This window comes from uncultured Zhongshania sp. (assembly GCF_963975605.1).
In the GTDB taxonomy this organism is placed as follows: domain Bacteria; phylum Pseudomonadota; class Gammaproteobacteria; order Pseudomonadales; family Spongiibacteraceae; genus Spongiibacter; species Spongiibacter aquimaris.
Genome location: NZ_CAXBHN010000003.1, coordinates 17,789 through 36,200, shown reverse-complemented (window position 1 = coordinate 36,200; position 18,412 = coordinate 17,789). Strand labels below are relative to the sequence as shown.

Below are 18,412 nucleotides of genomic sequence, written 5' to 3'. Positions count from 1 at the left end.
GTGGGGATTGTATTTTTATATCACAATAATAAATGAATTTTTTATGTGGCGATAATGCAGATAATAGAATCATGAGTTGGTCGGTTTCTTATCAATAAAGCATAGCGCTAGGAGAAGTGCTGGTTCTAGCTCATAATAGAAGTCGTTATTACATTGTACGCTAATATAATATTCGTGGTTACGGGCTTGTTTAAAATAATTAGATGGCTATACTCATGTATTGAATATTTCACGTAAGCACTTAAAGAAATGACTATATATTTCAATCGCGTATTAACGCCCCCTCTGACCTTCCTCGCTTAGCCGGATGTAACTTTCTGTTACATCCGGAAAATCCTTCATAAATATATTATAAGCTCATTTTAATTTTAGAGTCGTAGAGATTCTGTGGGTTAAATTTTGTGAATACTGAGTTGTTTGTAGATGTTCGTCGGTTTATTGCTTGGCTGAAAGACGATTATTCAAAGTTGGTTGAATTTCGTCCTATTACAATTAGGCCTGTAGAACTTGCTAGTTTATTAGAAAAGCTGGAGGGGATATATGATGTTCCTGTAAATCGTGCTTCTAGTTCTACGGTGTTAGTCGGGACTAAAATTGGCTTGATGAATATGAATGACTTTACTGAGGCCTCGATTGTTATTTCGCTTCCAAAAGAAAGTAATCCTGCTGAAGGGAAAATAAGTGTTTTGTCGCCATTAGGGTCGACACTGATTGGTCGAAATAGAGGAGAAGTTATAAAGTTATGTTTAGGAAATTCTGAAAATATGTTTTGTATTATTTCCGTTGATCAGAATCCATAATTAAAAAGGAGGTGCATATTTTGAAGGCAATTTTTTGCTGCTAGCATAGTAATATTGTCCATGTTAGCAACGAATGGCAGCATCGTTGAATTGTTTTTTAACTAAATAATTTTAAAGGTGATGAAATGAGTAAAGGTAAGGTGGATGAGAAAAAAGTAGCATTAAAAACTATTAAAGAGAAGCGTAGGGAGAAGAAAGAAAAAAAGCAAAGTAAAGGTAAGTTTTTATAGTTGTAATGGGTGGGCGCCTGGTAGGGCGCCCATTTTTATCTGAAAAATATTTTGCATCTATATTGTCGTTGTTGAATCAAGAGGTAAACTATGAGTGCCCTTTATGTTCAATTATCTGGACGTGGCTGGAAAATGGATTTCGCAGCGCAGCCCCGGTTCGTTGTCAACAAATATCAAAGTGCCGTCATGTAATCGCGTGATAGCCGAGACCATAGCCAATCCCATTCCGGTACCGCTGCTGTTTTCAAGTCGATGGAATGGTTTGACAATATATGAGTGCTCCTCATTAGTTACCCCCGGCCCTCTGTCGGCAACCGTTAATACGATTTTTTTGCCAGACTTTTGCAGTCCGATGGTCACTTCACTTGGCTTGCCTCCATGCTCAAGGGCATTTTCAATTAGATTGGCGAGTAACTGTTGTAATAGATTGACGTCGCCAGCAATGGTGACATGATCGACTGTGGCCAGTTTTAGCGTGTTGCCGTCATCTTCTGCGATGGGTTGATAAGCCTCCGTAATATCTCGAATTAAAGCATGTAATTTTACGGGGCAAAAGCCGGATCTAAGGCTACCTGCCTCCAGCTCTGCAAGACGCAGGAGCGCAGCAAAAATTTCGAGTATTTTATCGACTTCACCAATTGTTTCCTCGAGTGACTCGGGTGGTATTGGCAAGCTGCTGTTCTGGAGGGTTTCCAGGCGACCCCGGAGGCGCGCGAGGGGAGTTCTCAGGTCGTGGGCGATGCCGGTAGACACCTGACGCACGTTATTCACAAGTTGTTCTATGCGGTCGAACATTTGATTGAGGGTATTGCAATGAGCATCCAGCTCGTCACCGTTGTTACGGCACGGAATTCTTAGGGCCAATTGCCCGGCCCCAATGGCCTTGGCCGTGCGATTGATGGACTCCAGTCTCGAAAGTGTACGTCGGCTTAAAATGAGCCCTCCTGAGGTGCCAAGTACAAGCGCTAAGGTAAGTGACCAGAATAGAGTTTGCTCGAACGCGCGCTCTAGGGTCGCCAGCACGCCCATGTCTTTACCGACCCCGAGGATGAAGCCACTCTCCAATTGTGTATAAAAAAATAGAGTAGGCTGCTCACCTTTAGTTTGGCGCCAGCCGTATGGGGCATTTACTGGCTCGACTTTGTCGAAAATGACTCGGCCGGAGGGGTTTTGTACCATGTAGATGAATCGGTCGCGAGTACGGCTTTTCTCGATCCTCTCTTCTGTCTCTTCCAGCAGCTCGTCCATTCCGTCTTCACGGTATTCAAACAAGAGCAGGTTGTTTTCTATTGTGATTTGGCTGCGTGCTTCGTGTTCTAGTACTTTTTGTACCTGAATAAATAGAAGCGCTACAAAGACTGAAACTGAGATCACGAACAGGATTAGGTATAAGCCAGTGAGGCGGAAGGTGGCGGAGCCAAAGGATTTAGGTAGGCGCATCAATTCTATAACCTGAGCCGCGGATAGTGTGTATCAGGGGGAAATCAAAATCCTTGTCGACTTTTGTGCGAAGGCGACTGATGTGGGTTTCCACCATGTTGGTTTTCGGGTCGAAGTGGAAATCCCAGACGCCTTCGAGCAGCATAGTGCGCGTGACGACCTGACCGGCGTGGCGTAGCAAGAATTCGAGTAGTTTAAATTCGGTAGGCTGCAGTTCGATAATCTGATTTGCACGTGTGACCCGTCGTTTGATTAGATCCATTTCAAGGTCGGCAATACTCAGGCTGATGACAGCTTGGCTGAGAGGCGGTCGTCTAGCTAGTGCACAAACACGCGCGTGAAGCTCTGCGAACGCAAATGGTTTTATAAGATAGTCTTCGGCGCCTGCTGTCAGTCCTGTAACCCGGTCTTCTATGCTTCCCATCGCAGTAAGCATTAAGACCGGGGTAAGATTGCTGGCGTCCCTAATGGTCCGTAGTAACGTTAGGCCATCAAGTTTTGGCAGCATGCGATCAAGAATGAACACGTCGTAGTGTTCATTTTGAGCCAGCACTAGGCCGTCCAGGCCATTGTTAGCATGGTCTGTGGTATGGCCGTGCTCCTTCAGCCCGCGCATGATGAAATCCGCAGTCGCCTGGTCGTCTTCAATTAGTAATAATTTCATATGGCTGGCATCAAGAGCTACTCAACGTGAACGTATTTGCCGATATAGATGTCAATCCATATCTTCGCGAACGCCGAGTACTTCACCGGACACTCCATCTACCTCAATTTCGTAGATTTTGTCTGCTGCTATCACGCTAATCTCATAGCGTGGTGAGAAGCTGTCATCGTCTAGTGATGCCTCATAAGCTCGCCCTTTCTGCTGGTTTTCAGCAATAGCGATGGCTTCTGTTAGGCTTATTTTAGTTTGCTCAAGAAGATGGATGTCCTCTTTGTCGGCTAGAGCAATTCCGCTGAACAGCAGTCCAGCAAAAGCAGTGGATACAATAGCGTGTTTTTTGCGAATTTTCATAATATTCTCCTTGCGAGTTGTCATCGTATTGTCTGTGCGACGGTTGTCGACGACCTTAGTTATAGCAAAAGTAAGTTTGTGTGGTGGTGGCTAGAACTATACTGTTTTGTAATGTCATGGAATTGAAGAGGGTAGCACTGCTTATCTTTTCGATGTTCGAGTGTGAGTGCTAAGTTATTTGAAAAGGTAGGTGATGGTTTAGCATGTCTAGGGAATTCGCGTGAGTCACGGTTATTAGGGTAGAGTTTTTACAGCGGTTCATGGAGTTTTACGCTACGCTTTTTATTCTGGTTGATTACTCGATGATTTGTGATCGGTTACAGGTTGTATGTTGATGCGTTTTCCATGGCTACGGTAGGTCTGATAACTCTCGATCTCTCGATGACGTAGATCTGAGTGAGATACTTGTTCGATATTCTGAATTGTATTGGCTATCCGTAATTTCTTTAGATGTTAATATTAATTAGAAAATACCGCTTTATAGCGGCTGCCTAATTCGGCAGAATAATTATGGGCGAAGAAGCTTTTTATTAACTGTCCACAGTAATACGGCTTTGCAACGATCTGCGCATTTGTGGTTTTTACCAATTCGAGCGCGAACCGTTGTCAAACATAGTATTTTTTAGGATGTTGTTACTTTACCTAGTAATACCGTTTCGTCTACTAAAATGCCATTATTAAGTTCCCGTAATTGTTTTGCCGCTGCCACCATATTTTTCAGTGCTGGTAAAACTTCTTCCCAGTTTCGTGTCTTCAACCCACAATCAGGGTTTATCCATAATTTTTCGCTAGGGAGTTGTTTCTCCGCTTTGTTCATTAGTGCGACAATTGACTCCACTGACGGAATGTTTGGTGAGTGAATGTCGTAAACCCCAGGTCCAATATCATTGGGGTAGTTGAAATGATCGAAGGCATTCAGTAGCTCCATGTCTGAGCGAGAGGTTTCTATGGTGATGACATCGGCATCCATATGGGCGATGCTTTCAATAATGTCATTAAACTCCGAATAGCACATATGGGTATGAATCTGGGTCTTGTCTGCAACGCCATTAGCGGTAATCCTAAACGACTCAACCGCCCAGCCTAGGTAGTGCTGCCATTCTCCATGGCGTAGGGGCAAGCCTTCACGGAGTGCTGCTTCGTCAATTTGAATAATACTAACGCCAGCAGCTTCTAGGTCTAGCACTTCTTCTCGAATAGCCAGCGCAAGTTGGTAGCAGCTGTCTTTCCGAGGTTGGTCGTCTCTCACAAACGACCAGTTAAGAATAGTTACTGGTCCCGTAAGCATGCCTTTCACATGTTTTTTAGTGAGCGATTGGGCGTAGCAAATCCACTCGAGCGTCATGCCACTCGGGCGACTGATATCACCATAAAGTATCGGTGGCTTTACACAACGGGATCCATAGGATTGTACCCAGCCATATTGGCTGAATGCGTACCCATTCAGCTGCTGGCCAAAATATTCCACCATGTCATTGCGTTCGGCCTCGCCATGTACCAGCACATCTAATCCAAGCTGTTCTTGTTCGGCGATACAGAAGGCGATCTCCTCCTTAATATACTGTTGGTATTGCTCTAGGCTAAGTTCGCCGCGCTTGTGACGCTGGCGAAGCTGGCGTATTTCTGCCGTTTGCGGAAAGGATCCAATAGTGGTGGTGGGAAAGAGAGGAAGTTTGAGCCTTTCGGATTGAATGACAGCGCGCTGGGAATAAGGGCTTTGACGCTGGCCCATGCTGGTCGTAATAGCCGCGACATTTTTTCGCACGGCTGGATTGATCACTCGTACAGACTGACGACGACTGCTAAGAGCTTGGGCGTTGTCGGTTAATTTTGATGCGACGGCATTTCGTCCTTCGTTAAGTGCACGACCTACAATATAAAGTTCTTCAAGTTTTTCATCTGCAAATGCAAGCCAAGACCTTACTCCCGCATCAAGTTCTTCCTCACTGTTTAGGGAGTAAGGTACGTGCAGTAATGAGCAGGATGGGGCTAGCCACAGGCGATCGCCGAGTTGCTTTGACAGTGGTTCCAACCAATCCAAGGTTTCGTTTAAATCGGCTTTCCAGATATTTCGACCATTAATTATCCCTAAGGACAAAATTCGATCTTTTGGCAATGCTGCTAATAAAGTCCGAGCATCGCGTCGACCCTGAGCATTATTGCTAACGCAATCAAGGTGCAGCCCGTCTACTGGCAGAGCTGCTGCCAAGGTAAGATTATCCTCTAGTGTTCCGAAGTAGCTCGCTAATAATATTTTAACCCCGCTGACATTTAAGTACGTATAGGCTTTTTCAAATGCATCTCGCCAGTTTTTATCTAGGTCGGTCACCAGTAGAGGTTCATCTATTTGTAGCCATTGCACCCCCACACTTTGGAGCGCTGTGAGAAGTTCTCGATATACCGGTAGCAATCGATCTAATAATGTTAGTGCTTGGCTATTATCTTTGGGCTTACACAGCGAGAGGTAGGTTATTGGCCCAATAATAACCGGCTTTGCGTTAATACCCTGCGCCTTGGCCTCACCTAATTGGGTCAGTAAACTAGAGGGGTTAAGCGTAAATTGGCTGTCTGCACTTACCTCAGGCACGAGATAATGGTAATTTGTATCAAACCATTTAGTCATCTCCGCTGCGTGTACACAGTGTTGTTCACCTACGTCACTAGTAGAACGTCCTCGGGCAGCGCGAAAATAGCTTTCCAATTCATTGCCGTCATGCACGGCTCGAGTGGGAATGTTCCCAAGAGTAAGGCTCATATCCAGCACTTGGTCGTAAAGTGAGAAATCACCTACCGGCAGCCAATCTAATTTCTGTTGTTGCTGCCAGTGCACGCGCCGCAGTTCGGCTGCAACCTTGAGCAGGTCTTTGCTGCTTTGCTGTCCCTTCCAGTAACTTTCAAGCGAAAATTTAAGTTCTCGGTTGGCGCCAATACGCGGGAAACCCAAATTGTGGGTAATGGCCATCGTGTTTCTCCAATTACGTAGACTTCGAACCGGTGCGGCTAGAGTAGAAAGATATTTGACGAGGCCATGGTAATGAGTCTTTGTTATGAATAATAATGGTCTTTTTGCATAAATACATGAGGATTATTCATGATTGAGCGTTCCCATCTGGCCATAATTCGTGAGGTTGATCGTACCGGAACGCTGACTGGTGCCGCAGACAGTTTGTGCCTGACCCAGTCGGCCTTAAGCCATGCCATCAAAAAACTCGAGGTGCAGCTAGGTACGGCAGTCTGGCTTAGAGAGGGGAGAACTTTACGTCTGAGCCAGGCTGGTCAGCAGTTGCTTGCACTAGCGAATAGATTAATACCTCAAATCGAACATACCGAAATGCAGATTGCGCAAATAGCAAAAGGGCAACGTGGATCCCTGCGTATAGGCATGGAGTGTCATCCTTGTTACCAATGGTTGCTGAAGATCGTTGCTCCCTTCTTGCGAGATTGGCCGGATGTGGATGTAGATGTAAAACAGGCTTTCCAGTTTGGCGGTATTGCGGCCTTGTTTAACTACGATATAGACGTCTTGGTCACCCCAGATCCTTTGCACAAGCCGGGATTAAAATTTACGCCCGTATTTGACTACGAGCAGGTGATCGTATTACCTGAGAATCACCTATTGGCCGATCAAGAGTGGCTTGCTCCGTCACAGCTTATTGATGAAGTGCTATTAAGCTATCCCGTAGAAGTTGAACGTTTAGATATTTTTAACCAATTTTTTCTTCCTGCTGGCTGCGCACCTCGTAGGCATAAAACTATTGAGACCACGGATATTTTGTTGCAAATGGTGGCGGCGGAGCGGGGTTTTACCGCGTTACCCGATTGGCTGGTCGCAGAATACGCTAAGAAAATGCCTTTGCGGGGAATAAAGATGGGTGAAAGCGGTGTTAAAAAACAGATTTTTCTTGGCCAGCGTGAGTCAGAAGCCGAAGATGAGTACTTGTCGTACTTCATGGTATTAGCAGGCAAGAGTATTGTCGAATTTTAATAAAAATTAGCGAACATAGCCGTAAAATTCTCGGTTTTAATGTAGGGGATTGTGTAGGCGCCTGCATCATACTCTATACGGTACTATCATCGGGAAGAGTCTACAGTTTTAACAATATGGGTAATATAATACCGGCTAATAGCCGAGAACTCAGGGTGCTTGCGGTTTGGTCTTGCTGTGGAAACGTCGTCTCCAGCTGAGTGAGAATATGTGTCGTTTATGGACTTGAAGTTATCGACATCAATCAGCGTGACAGAAATGAGATATCCAGTTTCCTGTGAATTCTGTATTTGGTCACGTAGTTCGGAATCTGCGTGCCTGCGATTCGGAATACCGATCAGGGGGTTGGTAACACTTAGTTTTTTAAGCTACCACGCTTGTTCTGCCGCAAGCTGTTCGTTCAACAGCGGGGCGGAATTTTGCTGGTGTACGGCGCACTCAGCTCTGAACCGACACCATTTCCACTGTTTACCGTGCTGGGCAAAAGCCTGACTTTGAAGGGTTATCTCTACGCAGAGATTGTGGCCGACCCTGAAGCCCTGGAGAGAGCGAAGGCTTTTATTCTGCAAGGGTTGAAGTCCGGCGCGTTGCGCCCGATCATCGCAAAGACATTCGCACTTAGCGACATCCAGGATGCCCATCGTTTCCTTGAAGCCAATCAGCAGATCGGCAAGATCGTGGTAACTGTCTGACCAGCAATTATGGGGCTGAGAGCGTAATCCTTCGGCCCCGACTCAAGCCAGCCCTGATGACCGCTATTGGCCGACTCTGTTGAAAAAGTAGCTGCTCCCCCATGCTGTCGGCAGAATTGCTCTGTCAGCTAGCGCGGGGACGGTGAACCGCCGCATCGTCAGGGCACAGCGTTGCTCAATCATTGATTTGCTCAACTACGGCATTGCCAGCAAAACTTTGTCCAGGGTCAAACTGGAGCTTGCGCGCCGTGGCGGGCAGTAGTTTTGTCAGTTTGTCCAAATGCGCCGTTTGGCCTGCGTCAGTTTCGCGGCGGTCTCCAGCCGTACATATACCAAACGCCTCTGGTCATCCGCCGCGTCGCAACTCCCTGACACCCCGGCCCAGCTTGCGGCGCAGCAGGGCCCGCAGGGTCGCCCCATCCGAATACCCGACCTGTGTGGCGACCTGGTCGACGCTGGCGTTTCCGGTGCGCAAGAGATGGACGGCATGCTCCACGCGCAGGTCCTGGAAATACGACAGTGGTGTCTTGCCCAAAACGCTTTGCAGCCGCCGCGCCAAGGTGCGCTCGCTTGTGCCCGCGGCGCTGGCCGCCTCCGCCAGCGAGAACCCCTGCGCGAGCCGACGTCTGGCCCAGCTCTCGAAGCGCTCCACCATTGGGTCGGCATGCGCAAGGTGGTCGTGAATCACGAACTCGGCTTGCGAACTGCGTGCCTCGACCAGCAGATAGCGTGCCACCAGGGCCGCCAGCGCCGGACTGCGCCCCCGGATGATGTGCAAGGCCAAGTCAACGTGGGCCAAAGCGGCACCCGCGGTAGTGAAGCGTGTCGAGTTCACGATCATGCGTGACTCGTCCAGCGTGACGTTCGGATAGCGCTGCCGAAACATCGGCCCCAGCCACCATGACGTCGTCGCACGATGCCCATCAAGCAGGCCACTCTCTGCAAGTAAGAAACTACCGGAGCAGGCGGCACCAAGGTGCGCGCCAGCGGTGGACCACAGCTGTAGCGCGGCGACCGCATCGGGCACGTCGGGGCGTGTGAGCCGAGCCGAGAGCGTGTCAGGCATCTTGTCACCAAACGCGGGCACGAGCACGACGTCTGGTTCCGGCACACCACGCGCAGTGACCACGGGGACCGTCAAGCCCTGCGCCGTTAGGATGCGACGCCGCACGCCCACCAGCGTGAGCTCTATGTGCGCGGGAGCCTGTGGCAGCGAGCTCGACATCGCATTGGCCAAGCCCACTGTGTCAGTGAGCGCCGCAAGCCCCAGATCAAACACGCCATCACAAACAAGGATATGAAGTTTCATGGCAATAATGATATCAAAGTTGTCATTTTTGTCTATATAAATGGTTGTCATGAAGACTTAGACTGCAGGCTCGTCGGTGCTTTCACCTAAACCATTTACCCAAAGGATTACAATATGACCAAGCTCGCCCTGTTTGTTCGCCTCGAAGCCAAACCCGGCCAGGAGGCTGCGCTTGCCGACTTCCTGGCCAGCGCACTGCCGCTCGCCAACGCCGAATCCGGCACCACTGCCTGGTTTGCATTGAAGTTTGGCCCTTCGACGTTCGGTGTGTTCGATGCCTTTGCCGATGAGGCAGGTCGCCAGGCACATCTGAACGGCCAGATCGCCGCGGCCTTGATGGCCAACGCCGCGACCTTGCTCAGTTCTCCGCCCAATATCGAGAAGGTCGAACTGCTTGCAGCCAAACTGCCTGCATGACAACCCGGCCTTGACTCAATCAGGTCACGCTGCGTAGGGCCACACGGCCCTACGCAGCCCCCCTCGATTGCCGGGGGGATGTTCGGCGACAATTAGGATGACCAGTTGACGACAATTCTCTTGGCCGGTTGGGTGTCTCAATAGGTACCTTGTTTTCTGTTCGGAGTTCAAGGTGCCAAGAATATTAGACGCGCATACATGTAAAAGCGAAGCTCACCTGAGATTACGGTAAGGCGCATTCCTTAAGTACTCTTAGCTATCTAAGCCCAGAGAGGAGGACAAGCGCAAGGACGACGCGGAATTGAAGTCGGAGCTGTTGAACGTGCTTCGTCGCTATCTCCGCCCGGAGTTCATCAACCGCATTGATGAGATCATCGTGTTCCACGCGCTCGACCGCAAACAGATCCGTGACATCGTAGGCCTGCAGCTCGAACGCGTGAAGCGTATCGCGCACGGGCAGGGCTTGACGGTGGAGTTCGACAACTCACTCATCGACCACTTGGCGGATGTCGGCTACCGGCCGGAGTTTGGGGCGCGCGAACTTCGTCGCCAGATCCGATCCCTGATCGAGACGCGCCTTGCGAGTGCCGTGTTGCGGGGCTGTTGATTTGCATTTAAAACTGACCCACTAACCCCCTATATTTGCATCGAATTTTGACCCACGTGTAACACTTACCCGCAGGATGACTGCGGGGGATTTAGGAGTGATAGACGTGGCATTATTAAGTGTAATTAGACGCTGGCATTTCCGCGAAGGAATGCCCATCAGAGAGATCGCTCGGCGAACTGGGTTATCTCGTAATACCGTTCGTAAGTATTTGGCCACTGCAGTATTTAAAGAAGAGCTGATGTAAATATGTGTATTGGACTTCCCTGCCTGTATTACGCGGGGAAGTCCAAAATGTGCTTCAGATTTGAATCCGCGCAACTACGCATGCCATCAGTTCAATTGGTGTTGGCGCCGATACTTTTCGATCACTTCCTCAATTAATTCACAGTGCTGAGGGTATAAATCAGAGTTGATCATGTCGATTAAGATTGCGGTAAGCAGTTTCTCATTTTCACCTAGAGTGCCAATCGTAGGTTTATAATTTATATTATTTGAGTATCAAGTATACCAAGTTAGTGATAATTATAAACCATTACTATTGTTATGGTTTATAATTTCACATATTCTGGTATTATGAAGACCATGAAACAATCTAAAATAAACCGATTACTCAGCCGTCAACCTACAGGTACGGCTCTGGCAGTCGCATGGCTGACACGGGAGGGCTACAGTCCCGAACTCCTCAAGCAGTACAAAAAAAGTGGATGGTTTGATTCTATCGGGACTGGCGCAATAATACGCCACGGCGACGAGGTGGATTACCTAGGGGGCGTTTACGCGCTTCAAACCCAGTTAGGCTTGTCGGTACATCCAGCGGCTAAAACGGCCTTAGCGCTTCAGGGTAAGTCGCACTATCTTTCGCTGGCTACCAAGTCCGTACAGCTCTTTGCGGCTGCAGGTGATGAGCCGCCCCTGTGGTTTAAAAAAAGGGACTGGGGGGTCAATGTGAGCAGCCAGCTAACATCTTTTTTGCCATCGGCACTGGGGCTGGTTGATATCTACCATAAAAACTTCAGTGTCAAAGTATCGGGTCCTGCCAGGGCAATAATGGAGTGCCTTTACTTGGCCCCAAAAACTCAACCACTATTGGAAGTCTACGAGCTGATGGCCGGCTTGAATAATTTACGACCAGCCTCGGTTCAGCCGTTGTTGGAGGCCTGCACCTCCATCAAAGTGAAACGTCTATTTCTCTATTTAGCAGAAAAGGCAGGGCATCAGTGGGTGAGTTATTTGGATATTGAGCGCATTGATCTCGGCAGCGGCAAGCGTGCGATCGTAAACGGCGGCACCTATGTGCCGAAATACCAGATAACGGTACCGAAAGAGCTAGAGGTCGCAGAATGAATGACATATATAAGCGTCAAGTCAGGCTTCTGCTCGATGTCTTACCCGAAGTGGCAAAAGAAGCCTGTTTTGCAATGCATGGCGGAACGGCGATTAATCTGTTTGTGCGGGATATGCCAAGGTTATCGGTGGACATTGATTTAACGTATATCCAAATTGCAGATAGATCTAAATCGCTGGCGGCCATAAATGACGCCTTATTGAATATTAAAATGCGGATAGAGGCATTGCGCCGCGCAATAAGAGTTGAGCATAAACCTGATATTTGTAAGCTCCAGCTCGATGCCGGTGGTGTCCTGATTAAAATTGAGGTGAACACCGTAGGGCGTGGCTTGTTGGGCGAATCTAGTCTGCGGCCTCTGTGTGACTTCGCTCAGGGCGAGTTTGATGCGTTTTGTGTGGTGCCCATTGTCCCGCTTGCACAGCTTTATGGTGGCAAACTGTGTGCTGCACTGGATCGTCAGCATCCGAGGGATTTATTTGATGTGAAATTATTGTTCGATAATGAGGGGCTCACACGGGATATTCGCCAGGGGCTCCTGTTTAGTTTGATGGCTAGCAATCGCCCGACGTACGAATTGCTTGACCCTAACTTATTGGATCAACGTGCGGCATATCAAAATCAGTTTGAAGGCATGAGTGCGGTGCCCTTTAGTTACGAGGATTTTGAGCTAACTCGTACGAGGCTGATTAGTGCTATTCGCGCTGATCTCACCACCAATGAAAAATTGTTTTTGTTGGCTTTTAATCGTTTGGAGCCCGATTGGTCAGATTACCCTTGGGGTGATTTCCCAGCTTTGCGCTGGAAGCTTCAGAATCTAGCTGCTTTGAAGGAACGTGACTGCGATAAATACGCAAATCAGTTTCAGCAATTGGAGCGTATATTGCGAGCTAAATAAAAACCGACATAAGCAAGAAATGACGCAGGCTGTAATGCCACATTAGCAGAACTAAAGTGCTGTGTTGATTTGCACTGGAATTTGAACCAATTATCGCCAAAAACTTGCAGGATGATATGGCCCACTTTACGGCCCGAAAGAGGCGGGGTGTTCAATTGCTTACGGGTATAATCGTGGGTCACTTTTCCGTGCAGTTGTAGGGGAGATATGGGTGAAAATCTACAGGATCACTTAAAGTCATCTTTCATATTCGTGATGAGATCGTTATTTTTTATCTCTTCCAAAATTCGTATAATACATAAGCTCACAAAATATGGACCCGCTTCAAAGTAATGTCGCCCCTTTGAATCTTGCTTACTACTGATTTCCACTTCAAACGCGACGCGATCAATAATATTGAGAAGATGCCGGCATTCAATTGATAGATTAATATTATGTCTTCCGATATTAGAATTTTTAAGAAATTCAGCGAAAATCAACGCGGAAATCTTTCCAGTCTTCTGGCTATATTTTAGAGAAGAAATCGTTACTCCGCGATCTTCAAAAAGAGCGATTTTGTCGGTTCCTTCTATATTGTCAGGGATTCCGCTTTTAATCGTGGCGCTTAAGGTTCTAAGTTTTAGTTCTATACCGTTGTGGAGAATCGCGAAGTCGCTAGAGTCTAGAATATTCGCGACGGATTTCGTTTTTCGAATCGAGCTTTGTTCGTCACAAAAAAGCGACTCCATTGAATGATCTGTATTGGAAAACAAATTAATCACACTGGAAGGTGCCGATTGTTCTATATCATTAGCCAGTAAGATGAATATGTTTTCATCATTGTCAAGCTCCCGTGCTCCGCGAATTCGGTAGCCTGCTTTTTCAATGGCGCTTCTGAGTGATAGGATGTCGCCAAAATTTTTTGAAGCGAAACATAGTTTTGCCGTTCGGATGTCAGATAAATACTCTCTGTAGAATTTTTTGCTTTGCATGATGGTGCCCTCTATTTTTCGGAGGACTCCTATAATATTCGGCCTTTAAGGATTGACATAAAGGTTTATATTACAATATTCAGATTTATTTTGCGTATGGCAGTGCTTTTCGATATTTATTTTGTGAATGCTGTCGTGGCGTAAGATCTTTATTGGCTATGTGGGTTGATATATCTAATGCCTACTCTGGCTTATAGATTGAAAATTTTAAGCACTTTACATAGTGCGGTGCTCGACTTGCATAGTGCTGCTTCTGAATAAGCCCACTATTGTGGTCTCATTTGCTAGGGCTGTTGGCGAAATTTAACAGTAGTGTCAGAGCCATTCCTCCATAAATGGTTGCCCAATTCCTTCCCTACACAGTACCAAGGCTCATGAAATATGAGAGCGGCGCTGATATTCGAGTTTTGCCGGTTCTGCCGTGGCATATGAATATATCGACAACTAAGGTGTATACCAAAGTGACGATCAAGCACTTGCGGGAGGTCTATGCCAAGATGTATCCGCTGGGAATGCTGGAATGCTGGCGAGTATTGGATATAATTTTGGTTGGCTAACGCGTTGATTTTGTATACTAATTTCATGATTGAATTCGATAGCGTGAATGCGCTGATTGACATGTACGATAGTTGTCGTACAATGTGGAGGATGTGTGGGGTTCAAGACCGCTAAAATACAAGTTCTGACTTGTCTGAAAGAGGGGGCAGTTTCTCATCAAGAACGGGCTGACATTGATGTTAAGAATCTGCTTGCAACAGGCCAGGTGTCACTTGATGACGTCGCCGCCGTAATCGGGCGGTCTCGCGGTAATCAGTATAGTTCCAGTCCTCACCATGTGGTTGACGAGGTGGAAGTCCACATCATCAAAACTAAACATGGTGACGATAGCTGGTACATCAAGTGGTATTTCATTGAACCTAACAGCGTATTTATTAGTGTGCATCATTGAGGTGGCGTTATGAGAATTTTCAAAGTGGGTGATTCGCAACAAGCAATCTGTGAACACTGCCATTCGCTTGAAAATGCAACGTTCCATTTGAGGGATGTCCCATTTAGCGACGGTTCTGGCGTGGTAAAGAACGTGTTGGTGGGTGTGTGCGATAAATGTGATCAGGTCTGCGTGTTGCCACATCAATCTACACCCGCAGTAAAAAAGCAGTTGGATTCGCAACGCAAGCCAATTGAAAGCCGTTTGCCTGCGCATCTAGTGGATATTTTGAATCTGGCTACGTATGAGTTAGGTGGCTCAACTGATTTTGTACCGAGCTTGATGAAATATTATATTCATGCCCTTGCATCAGACGAGAAGGCAGCTAAAAAAATAGTCTTACTTTTACAAAGTGAGCTTGCTCAAGGTAAAGCAGATAAGCGACTTTCTTTGAAAGGCCGGAGAGTTTTTGAAGAACTTGATGTCTTGAAAGCGATTTCTCATATCGAGAATACGACAGATCTGATCAAGGGCGTTATTCTGAAAATCAACGATGATATTCTTGTGAAAAAGCGGCCAAAGCCAACTAGAGAGCTGAAAAATATCGTTGCAGCAGTAGCTTAAGGGCCAATAGCTTTTCCTTCCTGAACACCTTTTAAGAAAAGGTTTTTATAGTGAAATTTACCTCCTGCGAGTGGCAGATTTACGGGAGGTAATGTTAACAAAGTCACTAAGTGCACTAGAGCATTTAGAGTACGCCTTATGTTGATTCTTTGTTCATGGTGAAGAAACGAGAAAGTGTGAAAACGCAAATTGCGAGCGCTTGAATTGTGCGCTTCTTAAAACGCGGAGTCTTCTTACCTACCAGTTGAATTTCAAACTCTAGCCTACCTGGGCGCCTAATGAATCTGAGTGGTAACTGAAGGGTAGTGGAAAGTGCCTCACAGTCTAGAAAGCCTGTCTCTTGCTCAAAACGCCAAGTTGGTGCGCGCCTGTCGAGGTTTAATCCAATGAAGTAGCGATCAAGCCCTGTTATAGATTCTATAAAAATATCAGGATCAAGCCCCGCTAATGAGTGAATCCACTGTTCGAAAATTGATTTTTTCGTTCTAGATGAACGAGAAGAACTCGCTGGCGTGTTACTTTCCTCGCTATATTCAAGGCCCGCGAGGATACCATTGAGGTGCTCTGGTTTAACCAATTGAATGCCGAAGACATCTTGTGCTTCGCTAAACTTTTCAACCAACTTTATTGCCGTTTCAGTCGAGACCCTTCCGCACCGAAACGCGTTCGTATCGTGTTCAGTCAAAATCTTTTGTAAGAGGGTGGCTATGGCGCTGGGAGAGGCATTATTCGTAAATAGAACGTTGGGTAATGGGGCGATGGGCTTATCATAGGTGAGTTTTTCATGACGTTTCATGTATTTCTTTATCGCTATCCGTGAAAGACCTGCAGGTGTTTTGTCATGGGCATGGAAGCTTTGCTGTTTGATATATCTCAGTTTATTACCGGTGAGAAAGTCAATAAAAGGTGTACCATGCATCAATAATGGAGTGCCGTATTTACGCCCAATTACGTCATAAACATTCCCTGCGTAACGGCTTACTGTTGAAGAAAAATTGGCATGTCCTAGTGCAGTAGTAGCTCGATTGACCGCGACAATTTTTGCTACAACACTTTCGGTTTTCTCGATCTGGTATAGTTCGTCGGCCGCAACGCGCTTTCTTAATCTATGCTGTCGAGAGTTTTCGTCTCCTGAGGCATATTTTAGTGCCATATTGACGGCTTGATTTGGGGAATACTGCAGGCCCCCTGCAAACATTGTTGGAAAAAGTCGACCTTTAGCCTCGCCAATTGCAGCATTACGTAGGGTGTCAGGTGCGCTTTTGTAGTCAATTCCACCGGTTCGGCGAGCTGCCTTTGTCTTTAGCGTAAATTTGTTGGATGGGCGAATCCTGTAGTGTATGTCCTGCTTATCATGTGTGCTTAGGTCTTGAAGATAGAGATGGTTGGCTTCGCTTCTTCGAAGCCCAGTTTTCGACACGAGCCAAAGATAATTATTGGTTTCTGCTATTGCCTTCTGCATAAGCGTGGCGATATGCGGGGATGTATGCCATGCATGCAAGCATGCCATTGCCAGTGTATTTTCCTTCTCTGTAATTATATCCGCGTCGATCGCTCTGCGAATGTCTTCGTGACTACGTGAGGTAGGGAATATCAATTCCGGTATACCTTTTGTTGGTGATAGTTCACTAAATAAGCGTGTAAGCCTCATGGCTTGATCGTCTCTGGTAGAGAGTTCAGTACTTAGGTTGGAATATATAATCTGGAAAAGCTCGTCATCAGCAAAATCGTACAGATCGACGCCAATTAGGCTGCTAGAGAGTGCTCTGCTTGCGGTCTGGACATAATCTTTTACGGTTCCTACGCTCAACGTTGGTTGTCTGGCGTGACGTGCGCGATTGGCAAACGGCCCTAACAATTCAATTGCCCAGAAACCAAGAAGTTCGCCAACTTGGGAAAGCTGTCGATGTTCCAACATTTCGTTAATGGCCGTCTGGCTGCGCTCGTGTTGAGTCGCGCCCGCCAACTTTAAGCCCATTTCAGCCGCGTCAGGATTGTCTACCAGCCGAGTGATGAGGCCTGTCTCTTCCCTTAAAGAAATTTGCCCACGTGTTCTCCTCGTTATTTCACGGTCAGGGGGAGGCTGAGCTATTTCATTTAAATCGATTATTTTGTTTTCACCTGCGCCTGCAAGGTAGGCCGCCAAGCGTTCAACTGGCATTCCTTTGGCCACAAGTGCTTGAGATTCGACTTGTGCCAAGATTGGAGGGAGTTCTGCTCTCCGAGCATTTGCAATGAATACTTCAAAAGCTTGTTGAGGATTCTTAATATCTGGAGCGACCCAGTTTGACGGCAGGTACTTCTTTAGTGCGACGGGTTTTACATTTTTTCTTGATCGAGAGCGGACGCCAGCATGAACAAACGCGAGTACTACGGCCAGACTACCCGTATCGCGCTCCGGGCAATGGCGTTAATTATATTTCAACCTCGACTCGAGATGGGGTTAACTTCACTGACACGGTTGCTCAGTTTAACTTTGTTAGTGCAGTGCCTATCAATGTTTATGGGATAGAAGTTGAGTCTGGATTCCAGGCCAGTGAAAATTTAAGCGTCGGTGCACTGTTTAGCTATTCGAAGGGTGAGATAGATAATGGCACCGTAGCTTGCAATGACTATTTGCCTGCGGACGGCCAACCTGATTCAGGTGGAAGTCCATCGGTATCTGATATTCGCAACGGTACCGGCGGAGATACTGTTGGCGCTTGCAACGTCAATTATCGCTCCAATAATGCACCATTGTGGACGGCGACTTTTAGTTCTGAATACAGCTTTCCCTTTGTGGGACTTGAAGCCTATGTTCGCGGTTTAGTGACAATGTATGGAAACTCAGAGAATGATCCGAGTAATCCAATTGATGATGTTGATGCCTACAATACCGTAAATGCCTACGCAGGTATCCGCGATCCCGACGGCAAGTGGGAAGTTATGTTCTACGGTAAAAATGTGCTAGATACAGAGCGCGTAACCTATCGTGAAGCAAGCCCGGCGACTGCAGACTATCAGGTTCTACAGTTTGGTAATCCTGGTAATCCGACCCAGGTCACCGGTGCTCAGGGTGGAACTGGGGTAAGTAGCTATCGTCAGATTGGTATGAATGCTCAGCGCGAGCTAGGTATCAATTTCCGTTATAATTTCTAAGAAGTTGTTT

At 47.0% G+C, this 18,412-nt stretch carries 16 protein-coding genes and 2 pseudogenes; 11 read left to right on the top strand and 7 right to left on the bottom strand.

Features of this window, described 5'->3' with window-relative positions:
- The first annotated feature begins 401 nt into the window (after window positions 1-401).
- Window positions 402-800, top strand: coding sequence for a GreA/GreB family elongation factor (locus tag AAC007_RS04645; protein WP_339674884.1), 399 nt, complete (start codon window positions 402-404; stop codon window positions 798-800).
- Between the two features lie 341 nt (window positions 801-1,141).
- Here AAC007_RS04645 and AAC007_RS04640 read toward each other — a convergent pair whose 3' ends face one another.
- The 4 genes from AAC007_RS04640 to metE all read right to left on the bottom strand — a co-directional run bounded on the left by AAC007_RS04640 (window position 1,142) and on the right by metE (window position 6,447).
- Window positions 1,142-2,470: a HAMP domain-containing sensor histidine kinase gene (locus AAC007_RS04640; RefSeq protein WP_339674883.1), complete on the bottom strand. Its 1,329-nt coding sequence runs from the start codon at window positions 2,468-2,470 to the stop codon at window positions 1,142-1,144.
- Window positions 2,457-3,134 (bottom strand): response regulator transcription factor, encoded by a 678-nt coding sequence (locus tag AAC007_RS04635; protein WP_339674882.1) that lies wholly within the window; start codon window positions 3,132-3,134, stop codon window positions 2,457-2,459. Before AAC007_RS04635 ends, AAC007_RS04640 begins: the two co-directional genes overlap by 14 nt.
- Before the next feature lie 51 nt (window positions 3,135-3,185).
- Entirely contained in the window at window positions 3,186-3,485 is a 300-nt protein-coding gene (locus AAC007_RS04630) for a PepSY domain-containing protein (RefSeq protein WP_339674880.1), read from the bottom strand.
- A gap of 622 nt (window positions 3,486-4,107) precedes the next feature.
- On the bottom strand, window positions 4,108-6,447 hold the full coding sequence (gene metE, locus AAC007_RS04625) for a 5-methyltetrahydropteroyltriglutamate--homocysteine S-methyltransferase (RefSeq protein WP_339674878.1): 2,340 nt from the start codon (window positions 6,445-6,447) through the stop codon (window positions 4,108-4,110).
- 129 nt (window positions 6,448-6,576) lie between these two features.
- Here metE and AAC007_RS04620 point away from each other — a divergent pair, with 129 nt between their 5' ends.
- Together AAC007_RS04620 and AAC007_RS04615 are read left to right on the top strand one after the other, a co-directional pair.
- Window positions 6,577-7,470: a LysR substrate-binding domain-containing protein gene (locus AAC007_RS04620; RefSeq protein WP_339674876.1), complete on the top strand. Its 894-nt coding sequence runs from the start codon at window positions 6,577-6,579 to the stop codon at window positions 7,468-7,470.
- A gap of 425 nt (window positions 7,471-7,895) precedes the next feature.
- A complete protein-coding gene (locus tag AAC007_RS04615) occupies window positions 7,896-8,162 on the top strand; it encodes a zinc-binding dehydrogenase (protein WP_339675100.1) in 267 nt (88 codons plus the stop codon).
- A gap of 346 nt (window positions 8,163-8,508) precedes the next feature.
- Here AAC007_RS04615 and AAC007_RS04610 read toward each other — a convergent pair whose 3' ends face one another.
- Window positions 8,509-9,522 (bottom strand): helix-turn-helix domain-containing protein, encoded by a 1,014-nt coding sequence (locus tag AAC007_RS04610; RefSeq protein WP_295876899.1) that lies wholly within the window; start codon window positions 9,520-9,522, stop codon window positions 8,509-8,511.
- A gap of 63 nt (window positions 9,523-9,585) precedes the next feature.
- On the opposite strand from AAC007_RS04610, the gene AAC007_RS04605 reads away from it, so the two are divergent.
- From AAC007_RS04605 to AAC007_RS04585, 5 genes and pseudogenes are all read left to right on the top strand, one after another.
- A complete protein-coding gene (locus tag AAC007_RS04605; RefSeq protein WP_007182542.1) occupies window positions 9,586-9,888 on the top strand; it encodes an antibiotic biosynthesis monooxygenase in 303 nt (100 codons plus the stop codon).
- A gap of 298 nt (window positions 9,889-10,186) precedes the next feature.
- A pseudogene (locus tag AAC007_RS04600) lies at window positions 10,187-10,483 on the top strand (Clp protease ClpC); the annotation flags it as partial.
- A 118-nt stretch (window positions 10,484-10,601) separates the two neighbouring features.
- Window positions 10,602-10,709, top strand: a pseudogene (locus AAC007_RS04595) (sigma factor-like helix-turn-helix DNA-binding protein); the annotation flags it as partial.
- 371 nt (window positions 10,710-11,080) lie between these two features.
- A complete protein-coding gene (locus tag AAC007_RS04590; RefSeq protein WP_339674875.1) occupies window positions 11,081-11,842 on the top strand; it encodes a type IV toxin-antitoxin system AbiEi family antitoxin in 762 nt (253 codons plus the stop codon).
- Window positions 11,839-12,741: a nucleotidyl transferase AbiEii/AbiGii toxin family protein gene (locus tag AAC007_RS04585; protein WP_339674874.1), complete on the top strand. Its 903-nt coding sequence runs from the start codon at window positions 11,839-11,841 to the stop codon at window positions 12,739-12,741. Before AAC007_RS04590 ends, AAC007_RS04585 begins: the two co-directional genes overlap by 4 nt.
- A 227-nt stretch (window positions 12,742-12,968) precedes the next feature.
- On the opposite strand, the gene AAC007_RS04580 is transcribed toward AAC007_RS04585, so the two are convergent.
- Window positions 12,969-13,712 carry a hypothetical protein gene (locus AAC007_RS04580; RefSeq protein WP_339674872.1) on the bottom strand — a complete coding sequence of 248 codons (744 nt, stop codon included), beginning with the start codon at window positions 13,710-13,712 and terminating at the stop codon, window positions 12,969-12,971.
- Between the two features lie 374 nt (window positions 13,713-14,086).
- On the opposite strand from AAC007_RS04580, the gene AAC007_RS04575 reads away from it, so the two are divergent.
- Window positions 14,087-14,269 (top strand): hypothetical protein, encoded by a 183-nt coding sequence (locus tag AAC007_RS04575; protein WP_339674870.1) that lies wholly within the window; start codon window positions 14,087-14,089, stop codon window positions 14,267-14,269.
- Window positions 14,270-14,670: 401 nt separating this feature from the next.
- Window positions 14,671-15,264, top strand: a complete 594-nt coding sequence (locus AAC007_RS04570; RefSeq protein WP_296434489.1) for a hypothetical protein — start codon at window positions 14,671-14,673, stop codon at window positions 15,262-15,264.
- A 136-nt stretch (window positions 15,265-15,400) separates the two neighbouring features.
- Here AAC007_RS04570 and AAC007_RS04565 read toward each other — a convergent pair whose 3' ends face one another.
- Complete coding sequence (locus AAC007_RS04565) at window positions 15,401-17,425, bottom strand: hypothetical protein (RefSeq protein ID WP_339674867.1); 2,025 nt, start codon at window positions 17,423-17,425, stop codon at window positions 15,401-15,403.
- A 125-nt stretch (window positions 17,426-17,550) separates the two neighbouring features.
- Between AAC007_RS04565 and AAC007_RS04560 the strand changes: the two genes are divergently transcribed.
- Window positions 17,551-18,402, top strand: coding sequence for a TonB-dependent receptor (locus AAC007_RS04560; protein WP_339674865.1), 852 nt, complete (start codon window positions 17,551-17,553; stop codon window positions 18,400-18,402).
- Window positions 18,403-18,412 lie beyond the last annotated feature (10 nt).

Bases quoted from the DNA above. Each gene is read 5' to 3' on its own strand.
- AAC007_RS04635 (WP_339674882.1), bottom strand. From the start codon at position 3,134: ATGAAATTATTACTAATTGAAGACGACCAGGCGACTGCGGATTTCATC.
- AAC007_RS04590 (WP_339674875.1), top strand. From the start codon at position 11,081: ATGAAACAATCTAAAATAAACCGATTACTCAGCCGTCAACCTACAGGT.
- AAC007_RS04585 (WP_339674874.1), top strand. From the start codon at position 11,839: ATGAATGACATATATAAGCGTCAAGTCAGGCTTCTGCTCGATGTCTTA.
- AAC007_RS04580 (WP_339674872.1), bottom strand. From the start codon at position 13,712: ATGCAAAGCAAAAAATTCTACAGAGAGTATTTATCTGACATCCGAACG.
- AAC007_RS04620 (WP_339674876.1), top strand. From the start codon at position 6,577: ATGATTGAGCGTTCCCATCTGGCCATAATTCGTGAGGTTGATCGTACC.
- AAC007_RS04630 (WP_339674880.1), bottom strand. From the start codon at position 3,485: ATGAAAATTCGCAAAAAACACGCTATTGTATCCACTGCTTTTGCTGGA.
- AAC007_RS04570 (WP_296434489.1), top strand. From the start codon at position 14,671: ATGAGAATTTTCAAAGTGGGTGATTCGCAACAAGCAATCTGTGAACAC.
- AAC007_RS04610 (WP_295876899.1), bottom strand. From the start codon at position 9,522: ATGACAACCATTTATATAGACAAAAATGACAACTTTGATATCATTATT.
- AAC007_RS04575 (WP_339674870.1), top strand. From the start codon at position 14,087: ATGAAATATGAGAGCGGCGCTGATATTCGAGTTTTGCCGGTTCTGCCG.
- AAC007_RS04565 (WP_339674867.1), bottom strand. From the start codon at position 17,425: ATGCCAGTTGAACGCTTGGCGGCCTACCTTGCAGGCGCAGGTGAAAAC.
- AAC007_RS04605 (WP_007182542.1), top strand. From the start codon at position 9,586: ATGACCAAGCTCGCCCTGTTTGTTCGCCTCGAAGCCAAACCCGGCCAG.
- metE (WP_339674878.1), bottom strand. From the start codon at position 6,447: ATGGCCATTACCCACAATTTGGGTTTCCCGCGTATTGGCGCCAACCGA.
- AAC007_RS04640 (WP_339674883.1), bottom strand. From the start codon at position 2,470: ATGCGCCTACCTAAATCCTTTGGCTCCGCCACCTTCCGCCTCACTGGC.